Below are 20,189 nucleotides of genomic sequence, written 5' to 3' on the forward strand. Positions count from 1 at the left end.
TATGAAGAAAATTATATATCCTGATAAAGCAGAATGGGCGGACATACTCCGCCGTCCTGCCCTCAATACCGAAACGCTTCGCGACACCGTGAAGGAAGTGCTGGACTGCGTAAAAGCAGAAGGAGATAAAGCCGTCATTGAATACGAGGAACGATTTGACAAAGTGAAACTTGACTCGTTGGCTGTGACTGAAGCGGAGATGGCGGAGGCGGAAAAAGAAGTTCCTATCGAACTGAAAGCTGCTATCATGCTTGCACAGAAGAATATTCATGCCTTCCACGCTGCGCAGCGTTTTGAAGGAAAGAAAGTACAGACTGTTCCGGGAGTCACTTGCTGGCAAAAGGCGGTTGCCATTCAGAAAGTCGGGTTGTACATTCCCGGTGGCACGGCTCCGTTGTTCTCTACCGTGTTGATGTTGGCTACTCCTGCACAAATAGCCGGTTGCAAAGAAATAGTTCTTTGTACTCCTCCCGATAAAGCGGGCAAGATTCATCCTGCCATCCTCTATGCGGCAAAGTTGGCGGGAGTCAATAAGATATTCAAGGCAGGCGGAGTGCAGGCTATCGGTGCAATGGCATACGGGACGGAGAGTGTGCCGAAAGTCTATAAAATATTTGGCCCCGGCAATCAATACGTGACGGCTGCCAAACAGCAGGTTTCTCTGCGTGATGTGGCCATCGATATGCCTGCCGGTCCTTCAGAAGTGGAAGTACTGGCAGACGAGACGGCCAATCCCACCTTTGTTGCCGCTGATTTGCTTTCGCAAGCAGAACACGGAGTGGATAGTCAGGCGATACTGGTGACTACTTCCGAAAAACTGACGAAAGAAGTGGAATACGAAGTACAACGGCAGTTGGCTTTGCTTTCCCGTTGGGAAATCGCGGAGAAATCTTTGGCCAACAGCAAACTGATATTAGTCAGAGATATGGATGAGGCAATTGCTTTGACCAATGAATATGCTCCCGAACACCTGATAATCGAAACCAAGGATTATGCGGAGCAAGCCGAACGCATCGTCAATGCCGGTTCTGTGTTTCTGGGAGCTCTGTCTCCCGAGAGTGCGGGCGATTATGCGTCGGGCACTAATCATACGCTCCCCACAAACGGTTATGCCAAAGCTTATAGCGGAGTGAGTCTGGATAGTTTTATACGGAAGATAACGTTTCAGGAAATTACCCCTGAAGGTATTCAGATTATCGGTCCCGCCATCGAAGTTATGGCGGCCAACGAGCAGCTGGATGCGCATAAAAATGCTGTTACTGTCAGATTAAAAGCAAAGTAAAAAAGAGACTATATGAAAGAGTTGAATGAATTGACGCGCCCCAATATCCGGGCTTTAAAACCTTATTCATCGGCACGTGACGAATATAATGGGGCGGAAGCGTCTGTCTTTTTGGATGCGAACGAAAATCCCTACAATACTCCGAACAATCGCTACCCTGACCCGATGCAGCGTGAACTGAAGAATATGATAGCACCTGTCAAGAAAGTCAAACCGGAGAATATCTTTTTAGGGAATGGCAGCGATGAGGCGATTGATTTGGTGTATCGTGCTTTCTGTCGTCCGGGAGTGGATAATGTGGTGGCTATCGACCCTACCTACGGCATGTATCAGGTGTGTGCCGAAGTGAATGATGTGGAGTATCGTAAAGTCTTGCTGGACGAGAATTATCAGTTCAGCGCAGACAAACTGTTGGCGGCGACGGATGATGATACTAAATTAATATTTCTCTGTTCGCCCAATAACCCGACCGGGAATGCATTGGACCGTGAAGAAATAGAAAAAACATTATCCGCTTTTCAGGGTTTGGTTATCATTGACGAAGCTTATTCCGATTTCTCGGATGCACCTTCTTTCCTGCCTGATTTGGAGAAGTATCCCAATCTTATCGTTTTTCAGACCTTCTCCAAAGCATGGGGCTGTGCTGCTATCCGGTTGGGCATGGCGTTTGCTTCTCCCGAAATTATCTCGATTTTCAGCAAGATAAAGTATCCTTATAATGTGAACCTGCTGACGCAAAAAGAAGCCATTGCCATGATGCACCGCCATTATGAGGTAGACCGTTGGGTGAAATCACTGTTGGAAGAGCGTGCACGCCTCATCAATGAGTTTATTCAATTGCCGTGCTGTGAGAAGATTTATCCGACAGATGCCAATTTCTTCTTGGCAAAAGTAACGGATGCAAAGAAAATATATGCTTACTTGGTAAGCAAAGGAATCATTGTACGCAACCGCACCAACGTTTCTTTGTGCCGTGACTGCCTACGCATTACTATCGGTACTCGTCCCGAAAATGATACGTTGCTGGAAGCACTGAATGCCTTTGCCGTGTAGCTTGGTAAACAAAAAGATTGTAACAGATGAAGAAAGCATTATTTATAGACCGTGATGGTACATTGGTGGTGGAACCGCCGGTAGACTATCAGCTCGATTCGTTCGAGAAACTGGAGTTTTGTCCTAAAGTATTCCGCAATCTGGGCTTCATTCGGAGTAAGTTGGATTATGAGTTTGTTATGGTTACCAACCAAGATGGGTTGGGAACAGATTCTTTCCCGGAAGACACCTTCTGGCCGGTGCATAATCTGGTGCTGAAGACATTGGAAGGGGAGGGTATCACATTCGATGATATTCTGATAGACCGCAGCTTTCCCGAAGACAATGCTCCAACCCGCAAACCGCGTACCGGGATGATGGGCAAATACATGACGGGAGAATATGACCTTGCGAACAGTTTTGTTATCGGCGACCGTGCTACAGATGTGGAACTGGCCAAGAATTTGGGCTGCAAGGCTATTTTGCTTCAAGACGATAAAGAGATTCTGAAGGAAAAGAACCTGGAAGCATATTGTGTGTTGGCCACGACGGATTGGGACAAGATAGCAGAATTTCTGTTTGCCGGAGAGCGTATTGCCGAAGTCCGCCGTACAACGAAAGAAACAGATATATGGGTTCGTCTTAATCTGGATGGTAGCGGTCAATGCGATATCTCTACCGGGCTCGGTTTCTTTGACCACATGTTGGAGCAGATTGGCAAGCACGGCGGCATTGACCTTACTGTCCGCGTGAAGGGTGATTGGGAGGTGGATGAACATCATACCATCGAAGATACGGCCATTGCATTAGGAGAGTGTATTTATCAGGCATTGGGCAGTAAGCGGGGAATTGAACGTTATGGCTATTGTCTGCCCATGGACGATTGTCTTTGTCAGGTGGCTTTGGACTTCGGCGGTCGGGCGTGGCTGGTATGGGATGCCGAGTTTCATCGTGAAAAGATAGGAGAGATGCCTACCGAGATGTTTCTCCATTTCTTTAAGTCACTGAGCGATGCAGCGCGTATGAATCTGAATATCAAGGCGGAAGGTCAGAATGAACATCATAAGATAGAAGGCATCTTTAAGGCTCTGGCGCGTGCCATGAAGATGGCGGTCCGAAGAGATATCTATCATTTTGAGGTACCGTCCAGCAAAGGGTGCATTTAACGATAACGAGTGTACCGGAAATACTGATAATATGCAGGTGTCCACACGTATATACGTATAGGCTTACACGTACGTTCGTGTAAGCCTACGCGTATATATGTGTGGTCCTGCGTGAACGTATGTGTGAGCCTGCGCGGATATACGCATCGACAGAGCTTGGCGAATGAGTCGGTAGAAGGATAAAAAGTTATAACTCCTCGCATTCTTTCAACCACATGGCAGCACTGGCATCGCTGGGCATACGCCAATCTCCCCGTGGACTGAGAGAGACGGAACCTACTTTCGGACCGTCGGGCAGGCAAGAACGCTTGAACTGTTGCTGGAAGAAGCGGCGGCAAAAGGTGGTCAGCCATTTTTTGATGACTTCTTCGTTGTATGTGTCGCGGAAGGCGAGGCTTGCCAGATAGAATATCTTGCCGGGGCGGAAGCCGAAACGCAGAAATTGGTAAAGGAAGAAATCATGCAGTTCGTAAGGACCGACTAAATCTTCTGTCTTTTGCTTGATATTGCCTTGTTCGTCTGCCGGAATCAATTCGGGACTGATGGGGGTATCTACAATGTCCAGCAGCGTAATGCGTGATTCATTGTCCACACCATTCAAGGCAATCCAATTCACTAAATATTTCACCAATGTCTTGGGGATGCTGGCATTGACGCCATACATGGACATGTGGTCACCATTATAAGTAGCCCATCCCAAAGCAAGTTCGGAAAGGTCGCCTGTGCCGATGACCAAACCGCCCAGCTGGTTTGCCACATCCATCAGAATTTGTGTACGTTCGCGTGCCTGTCCGTTTTCGTAAGTCACGTCATGAACAGTCATATCGTGGTCGATATCTTTAAAGTGCTGAATGCAGGCTTCCTTTATACTTATTTCTTTGATGGTGACGCCCAATGAAGCCATTAGGTGAAGCGCATTATTATAGGTGCGGTCGGTTGTGCCGAAACCGGGCATCGTGATGCCGATGATATCTTTGCGCGGAAGTTCCAGCTTGTCAAAAGTCTTGACGCATACCAGTAATGCCAAAGTGGAATCCAGCCCTCCCGAGATACCCACTACTACGGTTTTGCAGTTGGTATGTACAAGCCGTTTGGCCAAACCTGCTATTTGGATAGCGAATATTTCTTCGCATCGCTGGTCTAATTCACTTCCTTGAGGTACGAATGGATGCGGCTCGATGGCGCGTGTCAGCGTTAAATCGCGTGCATTGACAAATTCGGTACCGATATGGATGGCAGGACGGCCGGGACAGTTGCCGATGTTGGCTGCAAAAGTGGTATTGGTCAAGCGTTCGCCACGAATACGTTCTACATCTATTTCGCTGATTACCAGTTGCTCTTTGAATGAGAAACGTTCAGACTCAGCCAATAGGGTACCGTTTTCGTAGATAAGTCCATTGCCGGCAAAAACCACATCGGTGGTAGATTCTCCAAACCCGCTGGAACTGAATACATATCCTGCCAGACAGCGTGCAGATTGCTGGCTGATAAGTGAACGTACATAAGCATGTTTTCCTATCCCTTCATTGTCGGCCGACATATTGAAAATGATTTCCGCTCCTTTCAACGCCAATGAAGAGCTGGGCGGAATAGGTGCCCACATGTCTTCGCATATTTCGATGCCGAAACAAGTGTCAGGAGTATCGAAAAGCAGATTGGCGCTGACCGGTACATTTTGTCCGCAAAGGCGTATGTTGGTATCAGGATGATTCAATGCGGAGGTAAACCAGCGTTGTTCATAGAATTCTTTATAATTAGGTAAATAAGTCTTGGGAACGATACCCAGAATCTTTCCTTTTTGGCAGACTACGGCACAATTAAGCAATGTGGAGTTCATGATGACCGGCATACCTATGATAGAAATAATATCCATTTGTCGGGTATTATTCATAATCTGCATTAAAGCTATTTCTGCTTCTTCCAATAACAATGTTTGGCCAAACAGGTCGGCACAAGTATATCCGGTAATGCTAAGTTCGGGAAAAATAATGATTTGGACACCTTTTCCATCAGCAATAGCAATTTGGGTTTCAATTTGTTGTGCGTTAAACTTACAGTCGGCTACTTTCACTGTCGGAACAGCCGCCGCTACTCTTACAAAACCATATTTCATAATTATACCTTATTATATATAGGTGCAAAAATAATCATTCCTGATTGATTTATTGCATGAAAGAAAAAAAATAAAAAAAAGTAAGGAAATTATTTGTTAGTTACTAGAAAGTACATATCTTTGCACGTGAAATAAAGTTGTAACAATTACAAATATGAAAGAAAGCTCCTATGAAGACTTATGATTATTTACTCAGTCATAATATAAAGCCGTCTGTGCAGAGAATAGCTATTATGGACTATTTGCTAACTCATAAAACTCATCCGTGTATCGATGAAATTTACATGGCTTTGTGTGACGATATCCCTACCTTATCGAAAACTACGGTTTATAATACGTTGAAGCTCTTTGTGGAACATGGCGCAGCTTTAATGCTTACAATTGATGAAAAGAATGCGTGTTTTGATGCGGAAACCTCTTTGCACGCTCACTTTTTATGTAAGAAATGTGGCAAAATATATGATTTGCCTTTTAGTGGCGAAATGAAACAGGTGGAACGTATTGATATGAATGGTTTCTTTATTGAAGAAATACATCAATATTACAAAGGAATATGTCCGGCTTGTGCTGCAAAAGAGCAGGGAAAAGAAGTAAGCTGACAACATTGAGATTGACTAATAAATAAAATATTGACTAACTAATAAAAAAGAAATTATGAAAAAGTTTATTTGTACAGTTTGTGGTTATATCCATGAAGGTGATGCAGCTCCCGAAAAGTGCCCATTGTGTAAAGCACCCGCTTCTAAGTTTAACGAAATGGTAGAAACTGAAGGTGGTTTGGAATTTGCTGACCAACACGTAATCGGTGTTGCTAAAGGTTGTGATGAAGAAATGATTAAAGACTTGAACAACCACTTTATGGGTGAATGTACAGAAGTTGGTATGTACTTAGCAATGAGTCGCCAGGCTGACCGCGAAGGTTATCCTGAAATTGCTGAAGCTTTCAAGAGATATGCTTGGGAAGAAGCAGAACACGCTTCTAAATTTGCTGAATTGCTGGGTGACTGTGTATGGGATACTAAGACTAACCTGGAAAAGAGAATGAATGCAGAGTCAGGTGCTTGCGCTGACAAGAAGCGTATTGCTACTCGTGCAAAAGCTCTGAACTTGGATGCTATCCACGATACTGTTCACGAAATGGCTAAAGACGAAGCTCGTCATGGCAAAGGTTTCGAAGGCTTGTACAACAGATATTTCAAGAAATAACAAGTTGTTATATTATAAATAAAGAAGGCCGTGCAGATTTGTTTTGCACGGCTTTTTTATTTGTTCTTCTTCATAGGTTATTCGTATTGTGCTAACAGTTCACTTAGCTCTCTGGCTTGTAGCACACCACTTTGTCTCCACAACTGCTTGCCATCTTTAAAAATCATGAGTGTGGGAACTGATTGTATTTGGTAGTAGGCAGCCAACTCTTGGTGTTTGTCTACATCTACTTTAACTACTCTTACTTTTTCGCCTTTCATTGCTTTTACATCTTCCAAGATTGGTTTCATCATTTTGCACGGGCCGCACCATTCTGCATAAAAATCTACCAGCACAGGAATATTTGAAGTGATTAAATCGTCGAATTTTTCCATATTATCTCCTTTCATTATTAATTCATTCTTTATAATAAACGCCTGTAGAAAGCTTTTTGTTGAGCGACAGGCTAAAAAACAAGAATCCGAAACAGCTTGGCCATTTCGGATTCTTATTATTTTAATAGGGATACTCCCGATTTATTTCTTTGTTGTAGGCGAGGTGTAACGTGCGTTCAATCCGTCGATGATTTCCTGAGTGATGTTGTATGCAGGGTTTGCATATAACAAGTTGTCGAAACCGGTATTGCTGATAATCAAATCATAACCTTTGTTTTGATTATAGATTTTCAGGAATGAGTTGATAGAGTCACGCAATTGTAAACTGTTCTTTTGGTTCTCGTCGGCAAGTTCTGCACTTAACTTCTGTTGCAAAGCCTGCAAATCTTGCTGTTGTTTCATTAAACGCATCTGTTCTTGTTCTGCACGTTCACGGCTTGCGAAACCTCCGTTCTGAAGTTTGCGTTCAAATTCTCTGAATTCAACTTCCAGTTTTTTACCTTTTTCATTCAAGGTGGTACGGATGTTTTCTTCCTTGCTTATCATGGCTTCATTCAAGTCGTTCCAAAAGCTATATTTGGTGAGCAATGAATCGATTTCTACGTAAGCAATCTTCATGTTGGAAGAACCGGCAACACCCGCAACGGGAGCAACAGTAGAAGTAGTGGAAGCATTGTTGTTTTTGTCGGTACATTGTGCAAATACCAGCACGGTAGCCAACGCTAAAAATCCATTCAGGATGAAATTTGTTCTTTTCATAATCTTTTTTACGTATGTTTTTTATTAGTTATTCTTCTTCTTTGTCTTGTTTCTCTACTTCGGGAATCGCTCTTTTGTTTATTTTCTGTGCCTCACGGTCTTGCGACTGCACGCATCCGATTCCTTTCTTCCGAAGTGCTTTGTTACCACTGACATGTGTATTGGGGAATTTTCCTTTTATGAAGATTCCTATACATAATAATGCTATGCATATAGCAACTATTAACACTGTTATAAAGAGAGTATCAAGCATTTCTATTATTTTTGTGGTGCAAAGTTAGTGTAAGGTGAGCTAAATGCCAAATTTATTTGAGCATTTCCGAACCGTACTCTAAATTCGCGGAGCAAATATAGACTTTTGCAGTGACTTAGCTTTCTCTTTTTCCATTAAAAAAGAGGAAGGAGTCAGTTAAAGATACTGATTTAACTAATTTTTGCAAAAACACAATTGGATTTTGCACTAATACCAATTATAGACATGGATAAAAAGGATTTGAAACCGGCCTCTGTTTTTCATTATTTTGAAGAAATATGCCAGGTACCCCGTCCCTCAAAAAGGGAAGAGAAAATAATTGCTTATCTAAAAGCATTTGGTGAGAAACACGGCTTGGAAACTAAGACAGATGAAGCCGGAAACGTATTGATTAAGAAGCCGGCAACTCCGGGTAGGGAGAATCTGAGGACGGTGATTCTGCAATCACATATAGATATGGTCTGTGAAAAGAACAGCGATGTGGAGCACGACTTTCTGACTGATCCAATCGAGACTGTGATTGACGGAGAATGGTTGAAGGCGAAAGGTACGACTTTGGGTGCTGATAACGGAATAGGCGTGGCTACCGAGTTGGCTATATTGGCATCTGCCGATATTGAACATGGGCCGTTGGAATGTCTTTTCACTGTAGACGAAGAAACCGGATTGACAGGTGCATTTGCATTAAAGGGAGGCTTTATGAGTGGAGATATTCTCATTAATCTTGATTCGGAAGACGAAGGTGAACTGTTTATCGGTTGTGCCGGAGGAGCTAATACGACGGCTGAATTTGTTTATCAGCCGGTTCCTGCACCACAGGATTATTTTTATTTTAGTGTATCAGTAAAGGGCTTGACCGGTGGGCATTCCGGTGATGATATAAATAAAGGAAGAGCTAATGCCAATAAATTATTGGTTCGCTTCCTGACTCAGTTGGCTGCTAAGTATTCGATGTATTTGTGTGAAATAGACGGAGGAAATCTTCACAATGCCATTCCGCGTGAAGCACGCGCACTTTGTGCGGTTCCGATGAAGGATAAAGAGTCGGTGCGTGTGGATTTAAACATCTATACGGCTGAGATAGAGAATGAATTTGCAGTGACCGAACCTAATCTGAAAACCGAGCTGTCTTCCGAAGCTCCCTGTAAGGAGGCTATTGATATGGTAACCGCCGGTCGTCTGCTGAAAGCGGTTTATGCTGTTCATAACGGTGTGTATGCGATGAGTCAGGATATCCCCGGACTGGTGGAAACATCTTCCAATCTGGCTTCTATCAAACAGGCAGACGGAAAGATAAAGATTGTGACAAGTCAGCGTAGTTCTATTTTGTCCTCCCGCAAGGATATGTCCGAAATGATTCGTTCTGCTTTTATGCTGGGTGGTGCTGAAGTAACTACCGGTGAAGGTTATCCGGGTTGGAAACCGAATCCGTCTTCACCCATTCTGAAAGTTGCCGTAGACAGCTATAAGAAATTATTTGGTGTGGAGCCGAAAGTAAAAGCTATTCATGCCGGACTGGAATGTGGTTTGTTCCTTGAGAAATACCCTTCGTTGGATATGGTTTCTTTTGGACCGACTTTGCGTGGCGTCCATTCGCCGGATGAACGTATGCTGATACCTACGGTAGACAAATTCTGGCGTCATTTGTTGGATGTACTGGTGCATGTACCCGAAAAATAACTCTAATAAATAAGACATGAGGAAAATTATCCTATTTCTATGTGTATGTTGTTGGGTCGGGGTTGCTTATGCTCAAGAACCTTTCAGAGTCATGTTTTATAATGTGGAAAACTTGTTCGACTGTCAGCATGATACATTGAAAAACGACTATGAGTTCTTGCCTGATGCTGCCAAAGGATGGACTCAGGCAAGATACTATGATAAACTGAAAAAGATAGCCAAAGTAATTGTGGCGACAGGCGTGAAGGATGTACCGGATTTGGTTGGTTTGTGTGAAGTGGAAAACGACCGTTGTATGAAAGACCTGACCGAGCATTCACTGTTACGTGAAGCCGGTTACCGATATGTCATGACTGACTCTCCTGATCAGCGCGGCATTGATGTGGCATTGCTTTATCAGCGCGGAAGCTTTAAATTGTTGGATAAGAACTCCATTCGTATTCCGCACGAAGAAATTGACAGAACTCCTACCCGTGATATTCTTCATGTGGCAGGGCAGGTATTGTCGGGCGATACGTTGGATGTGTTTGTCTGTCACATGCCTTCACGTTCCGGAGGCGAGGAAAAGAGCGAGCCTTATCGTTTGTTTACTGCACAGATACTGCATGCTTCGGTCGATTCTTTGATGAACGTCCGTCGGCATCCCAATATTTTGATTATGGGTGATTTCAATGATTATCCTACCAATAATTCGATAGCCAAAGTCTTGGGGGCCGTTGCTCCGAAAGGAGAGGTGCAAGCTACACAGTTATACAACCTGATGGACGGCCGTAAAGACGGAACTTACCGTTACCGTGGCGAGTGGGGAGTACTTGACCAGTTGATTGTGTCCGGTTTCCTGTTGCAGGGACATGACGGCATTCGGACTTCTTACGACAAAGCACAGATAGTGAGATTCCCATTCTTGTTGGAAGAAGACGAAAAATATGGCGGTGACATTCCTTTCCGTACTTATTGGGGAAGGAAATATCATGGCGGTTTTAGCGACCACTTGCCGGTAAGTGTAGATTTTGAAATAGGAAAATAAAGGTTATGCAACCTTTCCCTTTTAGTAGGGAAGGTTGCATAATTTGCTAATGGTGTCTAAGCCATTTTTATAAGAGGTATGTTCCCAGTAGTGTCCGGCATTGTATTGGTCAAAACTATTAAGTGCTATTTTGTCATCTTCTATTTTTTCCATTATATTTTTGTCCAATATCTCAGCAAATATGTATTCTCCTTTATCCGGAACCAAAAGGGTATACAGTTTGGGTTGTATCCCCAAAGGCTTGTCAAAATCACTTAGGCGGATAATGCGATAGCGTTTGACTCCGTCTTTTTCGGCTATCAAAAGCAAGAACTTGTCTTTTGACGCCGGACTGCAAAAGAACAATTCATTGATATTATCGATAAAGGCAATAGGAGAATTAAGCTGTGAAAAACCTTTTTTCAAGTTGGAAATACCGATTTCTCCTGTTTTAAAAACGCTGACCAGCAGTTCTTCATCTCCTTCTGTATCATACGAACAGATTACTTTTCCACTATCTTCTCCCCATATTCCGATTTTGGGACTGGCGGAGCCGGCTATTTTACCATTGTTGAAAAATGATATGAATTGGAAATTACTGTTATAGCCCAGTTCCGCTTTCTTTTGTAGGGGATTGGGGCGTAATGCAGATGTTTGAATATTGAAAGTAGCTTTTTTCTTTTTTGGAGTGGGTGCTGCAAGGACTGGGGCAGGCGCATTTACATCCTCTTCTTGCGGATTGTCAAAAAGAGAAAGTGAAATACTCTCATGAGAATTGCTTTCGGGGGCATCGGGAGTGGTTGCTACCGGAGTGGACTCATCAAAGATATATTCGTTTCTTTCGGCAGAGAACAAGGTTGGAAATTCCGGTTTTCGAGGCACAGAGTCTAATTTCAGATTACGTCGTGTCGCTATGAACTCCTGGATATTTTGTTCCGGCTTGCAGATACACGAACTTCCCGAACGAGTATAAATCTTACCGTTCACTTTTACTGCCTCATTGATGGGGGCTACGCGAAAAGCCAGTACGATGCGTCCTTTGCCGTATTCTTGAAAGTTGCAACGTATGTATTCCTGATAGCGGTTATAATCTTCTTTTCCTTCACCCAGCAGGCAGATTATATTATGATTCACAGTGCGCAGATAAATATCACAGTCGTTGTGCACCAACTTCATGTCTTCTTGGATTCCTGTCAGATATCCTTTATCGTTCACACCGATATAAAGAGTACCTCCGTCGGTGTTCATAAATGAAGCGATGACACGGGCCAACACCATACTTTGATCTTCGTGAGCGTCTTTTTTGGCGTGACTGAATGCTGATGATTTAAATTCGCGTTCTACTCCTTCGTGTCCGAAATAAACAGGGATGGAAGGGGCTTCTTCTTTTTTCTGTTCTTTGATGCCAAGCAGGGAGTTAATGTTTTTGTAGATGATATGTTGCAGCTCGGCATCTTCTTTGGAAAGGAGTGTGCTCATGCAAAAATAGCGGGCTAGCTCGGCAATGGTCAGGTCTTCACTTTGCATAAGCTGTTTCAGACGGTCGGTGTTATTGTCTGCCATTAGAGAGAGGATATGGGTAATCTTTTGACAGAATTCAAACGTAATTCCGTACTGTTTGATGCCTAATTGCTCCATGCGTGCCAAGAGAATATTGAATCGCTGAATGTTGTCATGCGAAAAACGTTCACCGGATGGCAGGACGGCGATTTGGTTGATATCATAAATATATTCGGCACACAGTTCATAATAAGTGGCTTTTTCTTTTTCACCAGAGAAGAGACACAGCAGTCGCAGAAAGTTATAAGCATTAAATTGCTCATCGGGCTCATTCAAGTCTTTGGATAGTTGGTCAAGACAGAAAATCAACTCTGTAGCAACTTTTTCGTTTATCAGCCATGTTTTATTTTCTGCTTTTCCAGACTTCTCTGTTTTTTCTTCCATTTCTCCCGCCTCTTCCATTGTATGGGTTTCCGGTACGTCCGAACCGAGGAAAGACTGTATATCTATTTTTTGCAGAGCATTAACAAAAGGGTTGTTTTTTAGTTTCAGTGTCTGTTCTTTTATTTGCCGTTCAAGATTGTTGTTTTGATATTCGCGCAGATGGGTGAAAAACTCCTGTAAGTGAGCGTGTACTTCTTGGTAGAACGCTTCCACAGAGATATCTGCTTTTACTTTTCCTATATTGATGTTATTGTTTAGAGAAGTGTTGTTATCCGGAAATTCTACTTGGTATATATCTCCAGTCTGGGGCTTAATCCATCTATTGACAGAGGTGGTGGCAGTAGCTCCTGTAATAAGAAGCCATTTTATTTTATTCCCTTCACAGTCGGCAATCATAGCCGGCATCTTTTTCCTTTTTACATTTTCTGCATATACAAATTCATTGTAGCACGATGCCAATGAGACCCTGACCCCTTCATTACTGCTGCTTAATACCTTTACTTTATAAGTATCATTACTCGAGAAGTAGTTTTCAAAGTTCTCGATGCAAAAGTAACAGGCATTGATTTGTGTCAATGGAAGAATAGCTTTCAGACCTCGGTATTGTTCATCGAGTATGACTCCTTCTATATATTGCCGGGTACGGTCCGGCCCGATAATTCCAATGGTGATTTCTTCATTTGCGGAAGGATATTTTGTATCGATAGCTTTGGTCTCGATGGAAGAAGTTCCCGAAATAGAACTGTTTTGAGGGTATTCCGACTGGTTGCGTTCATATAAAGGATAGTCTTCCGTCAACTGATGCCAATAAAGTTGTAGTTCAGCAATGCTTTTACAATTATTGAATAGGTAAGTAGGTTTACTGAATAAGGCAATAAAAACCCTGTTCTCCATCAGTGCCGCTCTTTCTTTTCTGCCTTTCCATGTATGTGCGGTATGTGGAAATAGGGTACTGAGCGTAAATCCATCCTTATCGAGCGTCAGTGTATTATGTCCGTTGCTATATTGTTGCCATCTGTTATCTTGAGGTTCGGCAGTCATATTAAGCTCGTCAATGCGTATGTTTACTATTTGAGCTATAAATCGGTTCAGTTCGAAGTTCAACAGATGTTCCCAGTCAAGTCTTTTTTCCAAAGAACTTTCACCGGTGAGCATCGTGTATGCTTTGTTTTTCAGCTGAGAACTAAAGGGAGTGTCCAGTCTTGACAAGTATCTGTATATGCGTGCAGACAGGATTCTGGTGTTATCGGTTTCTTCGAAAGGCACCTTATTGCTGAGTAATGACAAAACAATGAGATGGATTGCTTCCTCTATCTTTGTTTGCAATACACATTGTGCATTTGTGTACCAAAGTTCCGAAATAATGATTTCATATTGTTCTATTTCCAGCTTTAATATGTTTTGCAGGGTAGCGTTGTGATAGTCGTTTATCATCCCATTCTTTTTCATCAGATAAATTGTTTCGGCAATCATGGGCAATTGCTTTCTCAACAAGGATTTGTCATAGGCCATAAAATAGAGAAACATTTCTATTTTATGAGAAGCGTATAGCAGATAATCACTTGCCTGCAATTTATAAAGCATCGTACGGATAAAAGAGTCTGACTGCTGGTCTCCGATAAGGTTCAATGCATTGCGTCTGGCGCGTAAACTTTCTATATACTGTTCCATCTCCTCCCGTTTGGCGGTCAACTGTTCGGGATAGACTGTTTGCAGGTAGCGTGACCCTTCACTTATCCAAGTGTATAGCCGATAGGCTGTTTGATGATATCCGGGGTCTTCTGCTTCGTCTTGAAGGAGATAGTGGCTGTATAAAGCATAATATCGGGCCGCTTGCTCAATCCATTTTAAATCATGTTCTTCATGTAACTTCTTGAGATTTTTCAAAATGCTTTCTGCTTCTGCATAAGGGCAATGGTAATCTTTGGAGAAAATGTCTTCTTTTATAAAAGAAATAACTTTTTCTATATTTAATGGGGTGTTACTTTCAGTCATAGATATTATATTTTAAGGTGTGACACATTAATGTTTTTATTCATGATGATAAGGGCCGTTATTCAGAATGGTCATAGCTCGATAGAGCTGTTCCACAAAAATGAGTCGTATCATCTGGTGAGAGAAAGTCATCTTGGACAGTGAAATTTTTTCTTGTGCTATATCATATACTTTCGGAGCGAACCCATAAGGGCCCCCTATGATAAAGACCAGCCTTTTATTCACCGTATGCATTTTCCTTTCTACCCACTCGGCAAACTCGACAGAACGGAATTCTTTGCCGTGTTCGTCCAGCAGAACCACTACATCACCCGGTTGCAATGCTTTCAAGATAAGTTCTCCTTCTTTCTCCTTTTGCTGTTCCATGCTCAGACTCTTCGTGTTTTTTAGTTCGGGAATGACCTCCATATCAAAGGAAATAAAATGTTTGGTACGTTCCACATAATCATTGATGGCAGCGATATAGTGTTTTTCAACCGTGCGTCCTACGACTAATAATGTAAATTTCATACGTTCTTTCTCTTGTTTACTTTGCAAAAGTACGGAAAATCTGTACCTTTGCCTATCAATTCATAAAAAAACAATAACACAATGGATGAATTAGTAGTAAAAGATTTGATAGACAGACTGATAGATTTGTCTTTCGCCGAAGATATAGGTGATGGAGATCATACTACCTTGTCATGTATCCCTGCGGATGCTATGGGTAAATCAAAATTATTGATTAAGGAAGAAGGTATATTGGCAGGTATTGATGTGGCTAAGGAAGTATTCCACCGTTTTGACCCTACCATGAAAGTGGAGGTATTTATTCAGGATGGCAGTCATGTGAAGCCGGGTGATGTGGCGATGGTGGTTGAAGGTAAAGTCCAGTCTCTGCTTCAGACAGAACGTTTGATGCTGAATATCATGCAGCGTATGAGTGGTATTGCTACTATGACCCATAAATATGTGAAGAAGTTGGAAGGTACCAAAACTCGGGTTCTTGATACTCGTAAGACTACTCCGGGGATGCGTATCATGGAGAAAATGGCTGTAAAGATAGGTGGAGGATGCAATCATCGTATCGGTCTGTTCGACATGATTCTGTTGAAAGACAATCATGTGGATTTTGCAGGAGGCATACACAATGCGGTTACCCGTGCTAAAGAATATTGTAAAGCCAAAGGCAAGAACTTGAAGATAGAATTGGAAGTTCGCAATTTTGATGAACTGAATCAGGCATTGGCAGAAGGGGTAGACCGTATTATGTTTGACAACTTTACTCCCGAAGATACACGTAAGGCAGTAGAGATTGTGGGTGGACGTTGTGAAACTGAGTCTTCCGGCGGCATCACTTATGAGACGATGCTACCTTATGCACAGGCAGGGGTAGACTTTATATCATTCGGAGCATTGACACATTCTGTAAAAGGATTGGATATGAGTTTCAAGGCTTGTTAATCAACGATTGTATATAATATATGTAAAGAGCGACCGGAAATCGCTCTTTTTTATTTTGAGTCAGCATTGTTCTTTTTCTTTTCTTCCTTAAACTGGGTGGGAGTCATCCCTTTTATTTGCTTGAAAGAGGTACTGAAATAACGGGGATAGGTAAAACCGACTTCATAGGATATTTCATTGATATTGAGATTGGTATTTGTGAGTAGGTATACTGATTTCTCGATACGTAATCGGTTTATGTAGTCATTCACACCCAGTCCGGTCAGTGTTTTCACCTTATGATAAAGAGAAGCCCGACTCATAGCCATATTATCGGTCAGGAATTTAATGGAGAGTTCTTCGCCCGCCATATTGTCATTGATGAGTTTGTTTAGTTTCTCAATAAAATCTTCATCCTCTTTGGTAAAAGTCTGCTTCTGTTGCATCGGTTCGTTATTATCTTCTTTTACTTTTTCCGATAAGACATTTAATGGAACAGTAGTGTTTTGAAGTTCTTCTTCTTCTACTACTGTTGCTTGAAACTTTTCTTCTTTATTTTTTAGAATATCATTTAGGACAGCTTGTAGAAAATGGTTCATGCTGCCTTTCATGCTTTGCTCTCTCCATCGGAATATGATATACCCTGTACTTGCGGTTACAGATATGAAAATGAGGATAATTATACTTATAAACCATCCGGTCTTATACCATGGAGGTGTAACGATGATGTCAACCAGGCGTTTAGGAGTGGTATAGTTTCCGTTTTTCATATTGCATGACACCCATATCGCATATTTCCCTGGCGATAGGGAAGACAGATTCAAGAATGGGTCGTATGATTCTATTTCTTGATTTCCCCGGCCTGAAATCGTATATCGCAACAGATTCTTTTGGAAAATATCTTTCTTTTTTATTCGAAAATGGACCGAGAGTGAATTGTAATTCCAGGGAATCTCGATTGTATTGTTTTGGAGCTCTTTTATATAAGGGCTGCCATTGAAGAGAATATCGGATAGATATATTTCCGGTGTCTTTACTTCGGAATAAGGGATATTTGTATTGATTTTGACTAATCCTTCAGCTCCTCCCAGATAGATGAAATCACGGTTGAAAGGCTTTTGATAGGCAAATAGAATTTCATTGGACGGAAAACCGTCGGAAGCGTTCCACAAGGTGAACTTGTTCTCTTTGATGATGTATGAAAACAGCATGTTCTGGGCGCAAATCCATAAACGTCCTTTGCCATCGGCCGTCAGAAAAGATATGTTATTGAATAATTTGGTATGGATAATGTGGTACTCTTTTCTTTCCATGTCGAAACAGCCTAGCCCCTTGTCTGTGCCGGTCCATATCATGCGGTCACCGTCATAAGACATTGACGTGATTGTTTCTTTTTTGTCCAATTCAAACAGGAGTTTGATACTGTCGTTTTTCTGGTTGACGATGAAAGCTTGGTTGGCGCACTTCAACAGCGAGAATTTGTCGTTGGAGTAGGAGAGGCACAGAGCGTCATTTGACAAGTCGTATTCTTTGTCCATCCACATTCGGGTAAATGTGCGGGTAGGGGTGTGATAAGCATAAGCGTTATTGCTGATGATATAGATTTTGTCGTTTGCCACCTGATTGGCCAGGGGAAGATAACCGTAAAAGCATTCTTTATAGTTTGTAGCTTGATCTACAATAATGAAAGGACGGTAGGTTCCTGTCTGTTTATTGAATGTAAATACTCCTTTCGTGTAGAGGGACACTAATAGTTCGTTCTCGGAAAATCCTGAAATGGAAACGACCTTATCTCCATAGGTAGATGGAAAATGGGTAAACTTGTCGGTTCGCGCATCATACAGATTGATTCCTCCTCCGTCGGTTCCTATCCATAGATTACCGTTTTTTTCTTCATAGAGGCTGATGACCGATTTTTCACTCAGTCCATTGGTATTTCCCAAAGCTACATCTTTATAAGTCTTTATATAAGTTTCTTTGATACTGAATATGCCTCCGCGTACGCTTCCTGCCCATAGTTCGTCTTCTTTATCCTTATATAATACGGTAATGGAATTGACAGGTAGAGAGGAGTAGTCACCGACAATGTGATATAATTGGGAAAATTGGCGGGATTGGGGGTCAAGCATGAATATTCCGCTTCCGTCTGTTGCCAACCATAAGTATCCGTTATGTTCCGTTATGTCGAGGATATAATTGTTTTGTAACTGTGAATTGCTTTGATCGTAATGCCCCTGCATATTTCCATTGGAGTCATAATAGTATAAACCGTGTCCGTAAAAGGCGGCATAGATGTGTTTGTCTGCAGTGATGTAGAGTGACGTAAGCAGATACTGCTTGTCCGAAATGAAGCCGGTTAGCTGTTGTGTGCGGCAATCGTATAGGTACATTCCTTTTTTCCGTGTGCCTATCAGTATCTTGTCTTTTTCGAGGTAGAGCATTTTTTGCACTCTGTAGTCTACCGGGTTGGCGTCTTTATCCTCTTTCTTTATCGGGATATTTTTCAGCGTTTTGTCTTTATAATCGTAATAGCAGATGGTGTTATCGCCGCCAAACCAGATGCCCCCTTTTACACAAATGGAAGAATACATTGCGTCGGGGAGAACAGTTGTGAAATTGTCCTGTTCATAATTATACATACTCAATCCTTTTTGGGTAGCTACCCAAATGTTGCCGATAGAGTCCTCGGCAATATGATTGATATAGTTGCCGGGCAGAGAATATGGGTTTTCTGAATGGTGAAGATACTTTTTTAATCCTTCTTGAGTATAAATGTTCAATCCATTTTTAGTTCCTATCCATAACGTTCCCCTTTCATCCAATAAGATTGATTGCACGGTCGGTTGGGAGAGGCCTTGCTGTATGGAAAGTTGGGTAAATGAATAACCGGTGTTGTGGTTGGTTGCAGAAACGGTTTTTCCCAAAAACAGGAATAGTATAATAATTAAGGTCCGATACATGGTCACTGTATTTTTAGGCAAAAATACATTTTTCTTTCAGTTGTGCAATCATCCTCTTCTGATTTTTTACAAAAAAAGGGTGTCTTAGAGGTGAATAATGGAAGGTTTGGACAAGATTTGACTCGTTTAATACGATTTTTGAGTCCTTTTTGGTACAAAACAGCTACGTTTGCTCCATAATTTATGAAGTGATAATTTGTGAATCTAAATTAAAGTATTATGAAAAAAATTATGCTTTTATTGTTTACAGTCTTCGTTATGCTCTCTTGCAGCCATAAGCCCGGATGGAAATTGGTGTGGGAAGAGAACTTTGACGGTACGGAACTGGATACCACAGTATGGAGCCGTATCCCTCGGGGCAGGGCAGACTGGCAGAACACACAATCTTTTGATGACCGTTGCTATGAAATGCGTAACGGACTTCTCATCCTAAAAGGTATTGTAAATGATAACCGGGAGGCGGATACAGCCGCTTATCTGACCGGAGGTGTATGGACGAAAGGCAAACATGCCTTTCATCGCGGACGCATTGAGGTATGTGCCAAGCTGCATGGAGCGCGTGGAGCATGGCCCGCTATTTGGACTTTGCCTTATGAAACGGATAAGTATCATTGGCCTACAGGGGGCGAGGTGGATATAATGGAACGTCTGAACAATGATTCTATTGCCTATCAGACGGTGCACTCACATTATACATATACATTGGGCATTGAGAATAATCCGCCTCATGGAGGTATTGCTCCCATTAACCGTGACGACTTCAATGTGTACGGTGTGGACTTCTGGCCGGACAGTCTGGTTTTTCATATCAATGGCAAACGTCATTTTGCTTATCCGAGAATAGAAACGGAACAAGAAGGCCAGTTCCCTTTCGATATTGCACAATATCTGTTGATTGACATGCAGTTGGGCGGTACTTGGGTAGGAGCGGTAGAACCGGCTGACTTACCGGTAGAAATGGAAGTTGACTGGGTGCGGCACTATCAGTGGGAGTAAA

General features: G+C 42.3%; 16 protein-coding genes. 9 read left to right on the forward strand and 7 right to left on the reverse strand.

Annotation, left to right across the window (positions count from 1 at the left end; genetic code table 11):
• Position 1 precedes the first annotated feature (1 nt).
• Genes hisD through hisB form a run of 3 tightly spaced genes read left to right on the forward strand, consistent with a single transcriptional unit; the run spans position 2 to position 3,480 of the window.
• Positions 2-1,282, forward strand: a complete 1,281-nt coding sequence (hisD, locus tag IR173_RS06670) for a histidinol dehydrogenase (RefSeq protein ID WP_237038893.1) — start codon at positions 2-4, stop codon at positions 1,280-1,282.
• 12 nt (positions 1,283-1,294) lie between these two features.
• A complete protein-coding gene (hisC, locus tag IR173_RS06675; RefSeq protein WP_237038894.1) occupies positions 1,295-2,335 on the forward strand; it encodes a histidinol-phosphate transaminase in 1,041 nt (346 codons plus the stop codon).
• Positions 2,336-2,361: 26 nt separating this feature from the next.
• The gene (gene hisB / locus IR173_RS06680; protein ID WP_237038895.1) at positions 2,362-3,480 is read left to right on the forward strand and encodes a bifunctional histidinol-phosphatase/imidazoleglycerol-phosphate dehydratase HisB; all 1,119 of its coding nucleotides are present in this window, start codon (positions 2,362-2,364) and stop codon (positions 3,478-3,480) included.
• A gap of 187 nt (positions 3,481-3,667) precedes the next feature.
• On the opposite strand, the gene IR173_RS06685 is transcribed toward hisB, so the two are convergent.
• The gene (locus tag IR173_RS06685; RefSeq protein ID WP_237038896.1) at positions 3,668-5,593 is read right to left on the reverse strand and encodes an NAD(+) synthase; all 1,926 of its coding nucleotides are present in this window, start codon (positions 5,591-5,593) and stop codon (positions 3,668-3,670) included.
• A 170-nt stretch (positions 5,594-5,763) separates the two neighbouring features.
• On the opposite strand from IR173_RS06685, the gene IR173_RS06690 reads away from it, so the two are divergent.
• Positions 5,764-6,192 (forward strand): Fur family transcriptional regulator, encoded by a 429-nt coding sequence (locus IR173_RS06690; RefSeq protein WP_237038897.1) that lies wholly within the window; start codon positions 5,764-5,766, stop codon positions 6,190-6,192.
• A 55-nt stretch (positions 6,193-6,247) separates the two neighbouring features.
• Positions 6,248-6,799: an NADH peroxidase gene (locus IR173_RS06695; RefSeq protein WP_005940397.1), complete on the forward strand. Its 552-nt coding sequence runs from the start codon at positions 6,248-6,250 to the stop codon at positions 6,797-6,799.
• A gap of 77 nt (positions 6,800-6,876) precedes the next feature.
• Here IR173_RS06695 and trxA read toward each other — a convergent pair whose 3' ends face one another.
• The 3 genes from trxA to IR173_RS06710 form a co-directional block, all read right to left on the reverse strand.
• Positions 6,877-7,173, reverse strand: coding sequence for a thioredoxin (trxA, locus tag IR173_RS06700; protein ID WP_237038898.1), 297 nt, complete (start codon positions 7,171-7,173; stop codon positions 6,877-6,879).
• 141 nt (positions 7,174-7,314) lie between these two features.
• Entirely contained in the window at positions 7,315-7,932 is a 618-nt protein-coding gene (locus IR173_RS06705) for an OmpH family outer membrane protein (RefSeq protein WP_237038899.1), read from the reverse strand.
• A 28-nt stretch (positions 7,933-7,960) separates the two neighbouring features.
• On the reverse strand, positions 7,961-8,185 hold the full coding sequence (locus tag IR173_RS06710; protein WP_237038900.1) for a hypothetical protein: 225 nt from the start codon (positions 8,183-8,185) through the stop codon (positions 7,961-7,963).
• A gap of 225 nt (positions 8,186-8,410) precedes the next feature.
• On the opposite strand from IR173_RS06710, the gene IR173_RS06715 reads away from it, so the two are divergent.
• Both IR173_RS06715 and IR173_RS06720 read left to right on the forward strand, forming a co-directional pair.
• On the forward strand, positions 8,411-9,865 hold the full coding sequence (locus IR173_RS06715; protein WP_237038901.1) for an aminoacyl-histidine dipeptidase: 1,455 nt from the start codon (positions 8,411-8,413) through the stop codon (positions 9,863-9,865).
• Positions 9,866-9,881: 16 nt separating this feature from the next.
• A complete protein-coding gene (locus IR173_RS06720) occupies positions 9,882-10,892 on the forward strand; it encodes an endonuclease/exonuclease/phosphatase family protein (RefSeq protein WP_237038902.1) in 1,011 nt (336 codons plus the stop codon).
• A 21-nt stretch (positions 10,893-10,913) separates the two neighbouring features.
• Here IR173_RS06720 and IR173_RS06725 read toward each other — a convergent pair whose 3' ends face one another.
• Positions 10,914-14,810, reverse strand: coding sequence for an AlbA family DNA-binding domain-containing protein (locus IR173_RS06725; protein WP_237038903.1), 3,897 nt, complete (start codon positions 14,808-14,810; stop codon positions 10,914-10,916).
• Positions 14,811-14,846: 36 nt separating this feature from the next.
• Positions 14,847-15,320, reverse strand: coding sequence for a 23S rRNA (pseudouridine(1915)-N(3))-methyltransferase RlmH (gene rlmH, locus IR173_RS06730; RefSeq protein WP_237038904.1), 474 nt, complete (start codon positions 15,318-15,320; stop codon positions 14,847-14,849).
• Between the two features lie 81 nt (positions 15,321-15,401).
• On the opposite strand from rlmH, the gene nadC reads away from it, so the two are divergent.
• Positions 15,402-16,253: a carboxylating nicotinate-nucleotide diphosphorylase gene (gene nadC, locus IR173_RS06735; protein ID WP_005940268.1), complete on the forward strand. Its 852-nt coding sequence runs from the start codon at positions 15,402-15,404 to the stop codon at positions 16,251-16,253.
• 50 nt (positions 16,254-16,303) lie between these two features.
• Here the strand turns inward: nadC and IR173_RS06740 are convergent, their stop codons facing one another.
• A complete protein-coding gene (locus IR173_RS06740) occupies positions 16,304-19,192 on the reverse strand; it encodes a two-component regulator propeller domain-containing protein (RefSeq protein ID WP_237038905.1) in 2,889 nt (962 codons plus the stop codon).
• Positions 19,193-19,411: 219 nt separating this feature from the next.
• Here IR173_RS06740 and IR173_RS06745 point away from each other — a divergent pair, with 219 nt between their 5' ends.
• Positions 19,412-20,188 (forward strand): glycoside hydrolase family 16 protein, encoded by a 777-nt coding sequence (locus tag IR173_RS06745; protein ID WP_237038906.1) that lies wholly within the window; start codon positions 19,412-19,414, stop codon positions 20,186-20,188.
• Position 20,189 lies beyond the last annotated feature (1 nt).

The sequence above is a fragment of the Phocaeicola faecalis genome (assembly GCF_021730445.1).
In the GTDB taxonomy this organism is placed as follows: domain Bacteria; phylum Bacteroidota; class Bacteroidia; order Bacteroidales; family Bacteroidaceae; genus Phocaeicola; species Phocaeicola faecalis.

What these genes read in the sequence shown, in the direction of transcription:
- hisD (WP_237038893.1), top strand. Translation starts at nt 2, where the DNA reads ATGAAGAAAATTATATATCCTGATAAAGCAGAATGGGCGGACATACTC.
- hisC (WP_237038894.1), top strand. Translation starts at nt 1,295, where the DNA reads ATGAAAGAGTTGAATGAATTGACGCGCCCCAATATCCGGGCTTTAAAA.
- hisB (WP_237038895.1), top strand. Translation starts at nt 2,362, where the DNA reads ATGAAGAAAGCATTATTTATAGACCGTGATGGTACATTGGTGGTGGAA.
- IR173_RS06685 (WP_237038896.1), bottom strand. Translation starts at nt 5,593, where the DNA reads ATGAAATATGGTTTTGTAAGAGTAGCGGCGGCTGTTCCGACAGTGAAA.
- IR173_RS06690 (WP_237038897.1), top strand. Translation starts at nt 5,764, where the DNA reads ATGAAGACTTATGATTATTTACTCAGTCATAATATAAAGCCGTCTGTG.
- IR173_RS06695 (WP_005940397.1), top strand. Translation starts at nt 6,248, where the DNA reads ATGAAAAAGTTTATTTGTACAGTTTGTGGTTATATCCATGAAGGTGAT.
- trxA (WP_237038898.1), bottom strand. Translation starts at nt 7,173, where the DNA reads ATGGAAAAATTCGACGATTTAATCACTTCAAATATTCCTGTGCTGGTA.
- IR173_RS06705 (WP_237038899.1), bottom strand. Translation starts at nt 7,932, where the DNA reads ATGAAAAGAACAAATTTCATCCTGAATGGATTTTTAGCGTTGGCTACC.
- IR173_RS06710 (WP_237038900.1), bottom strand. Translation starts at nt 8,185, where the DNA reads ATGCTTGATACTCTCTTTATAACAGTGTTAATAGTTGCTATATGCATA.
- IR173_RS06715 (WP_237038901.1), top strand. Translation starts at nt 8,411, where the DNA reads ATGGATAAAAAGGATTTGAAACCGGCCTCTGTTTTTCATTATTTTGAA.
- IR173_RS06720 (WP_237038902.1), top strand. Translation starts at nt 9,882, where the DNA reads ATGAGGAAAATTATCCTATTTCTATGTGTATGTTGTTGGGTCGGGGTT.
- IR173_RS06725 (WP_237038903.1), bottom strand. Translation starts at nt 14,810, where the DNA reads ATGACTGAAAGTAACACCCCATTAAATATAGAAAAAGTTATTTCTTTT.
- rlmH (WP_237038904.1), bottom strand. Translation starts at nt 15,320, where the DNA reads ATGAAATTTACATTATTAGTCGTAGGACGCACGGTTGAAAAACACTAT.
- nadC (WP_005940268.1), top strand. Translation starts at nt 15,402, where the DNA reads ATGGATGAATTAGTAGTAAAAGATTTGATAGACAGACTGATAGATTTG.
- IR173_RS06740 (WP_237038905.1), bottom strand. Translation starts at nt 19,192, where the DNA reads ATGTATCGGACCTTAATTATTATACTATTCCTGTTTTTGGGAAAAACC.
- IR173_RS06745 (WP_237038906.1), top strand. Translation starts at nt 19,412, where the DNA reads ATGAAAAAAATTATGCTTTTATTGTTTACAGTCTTCGTTATGCTCTCT.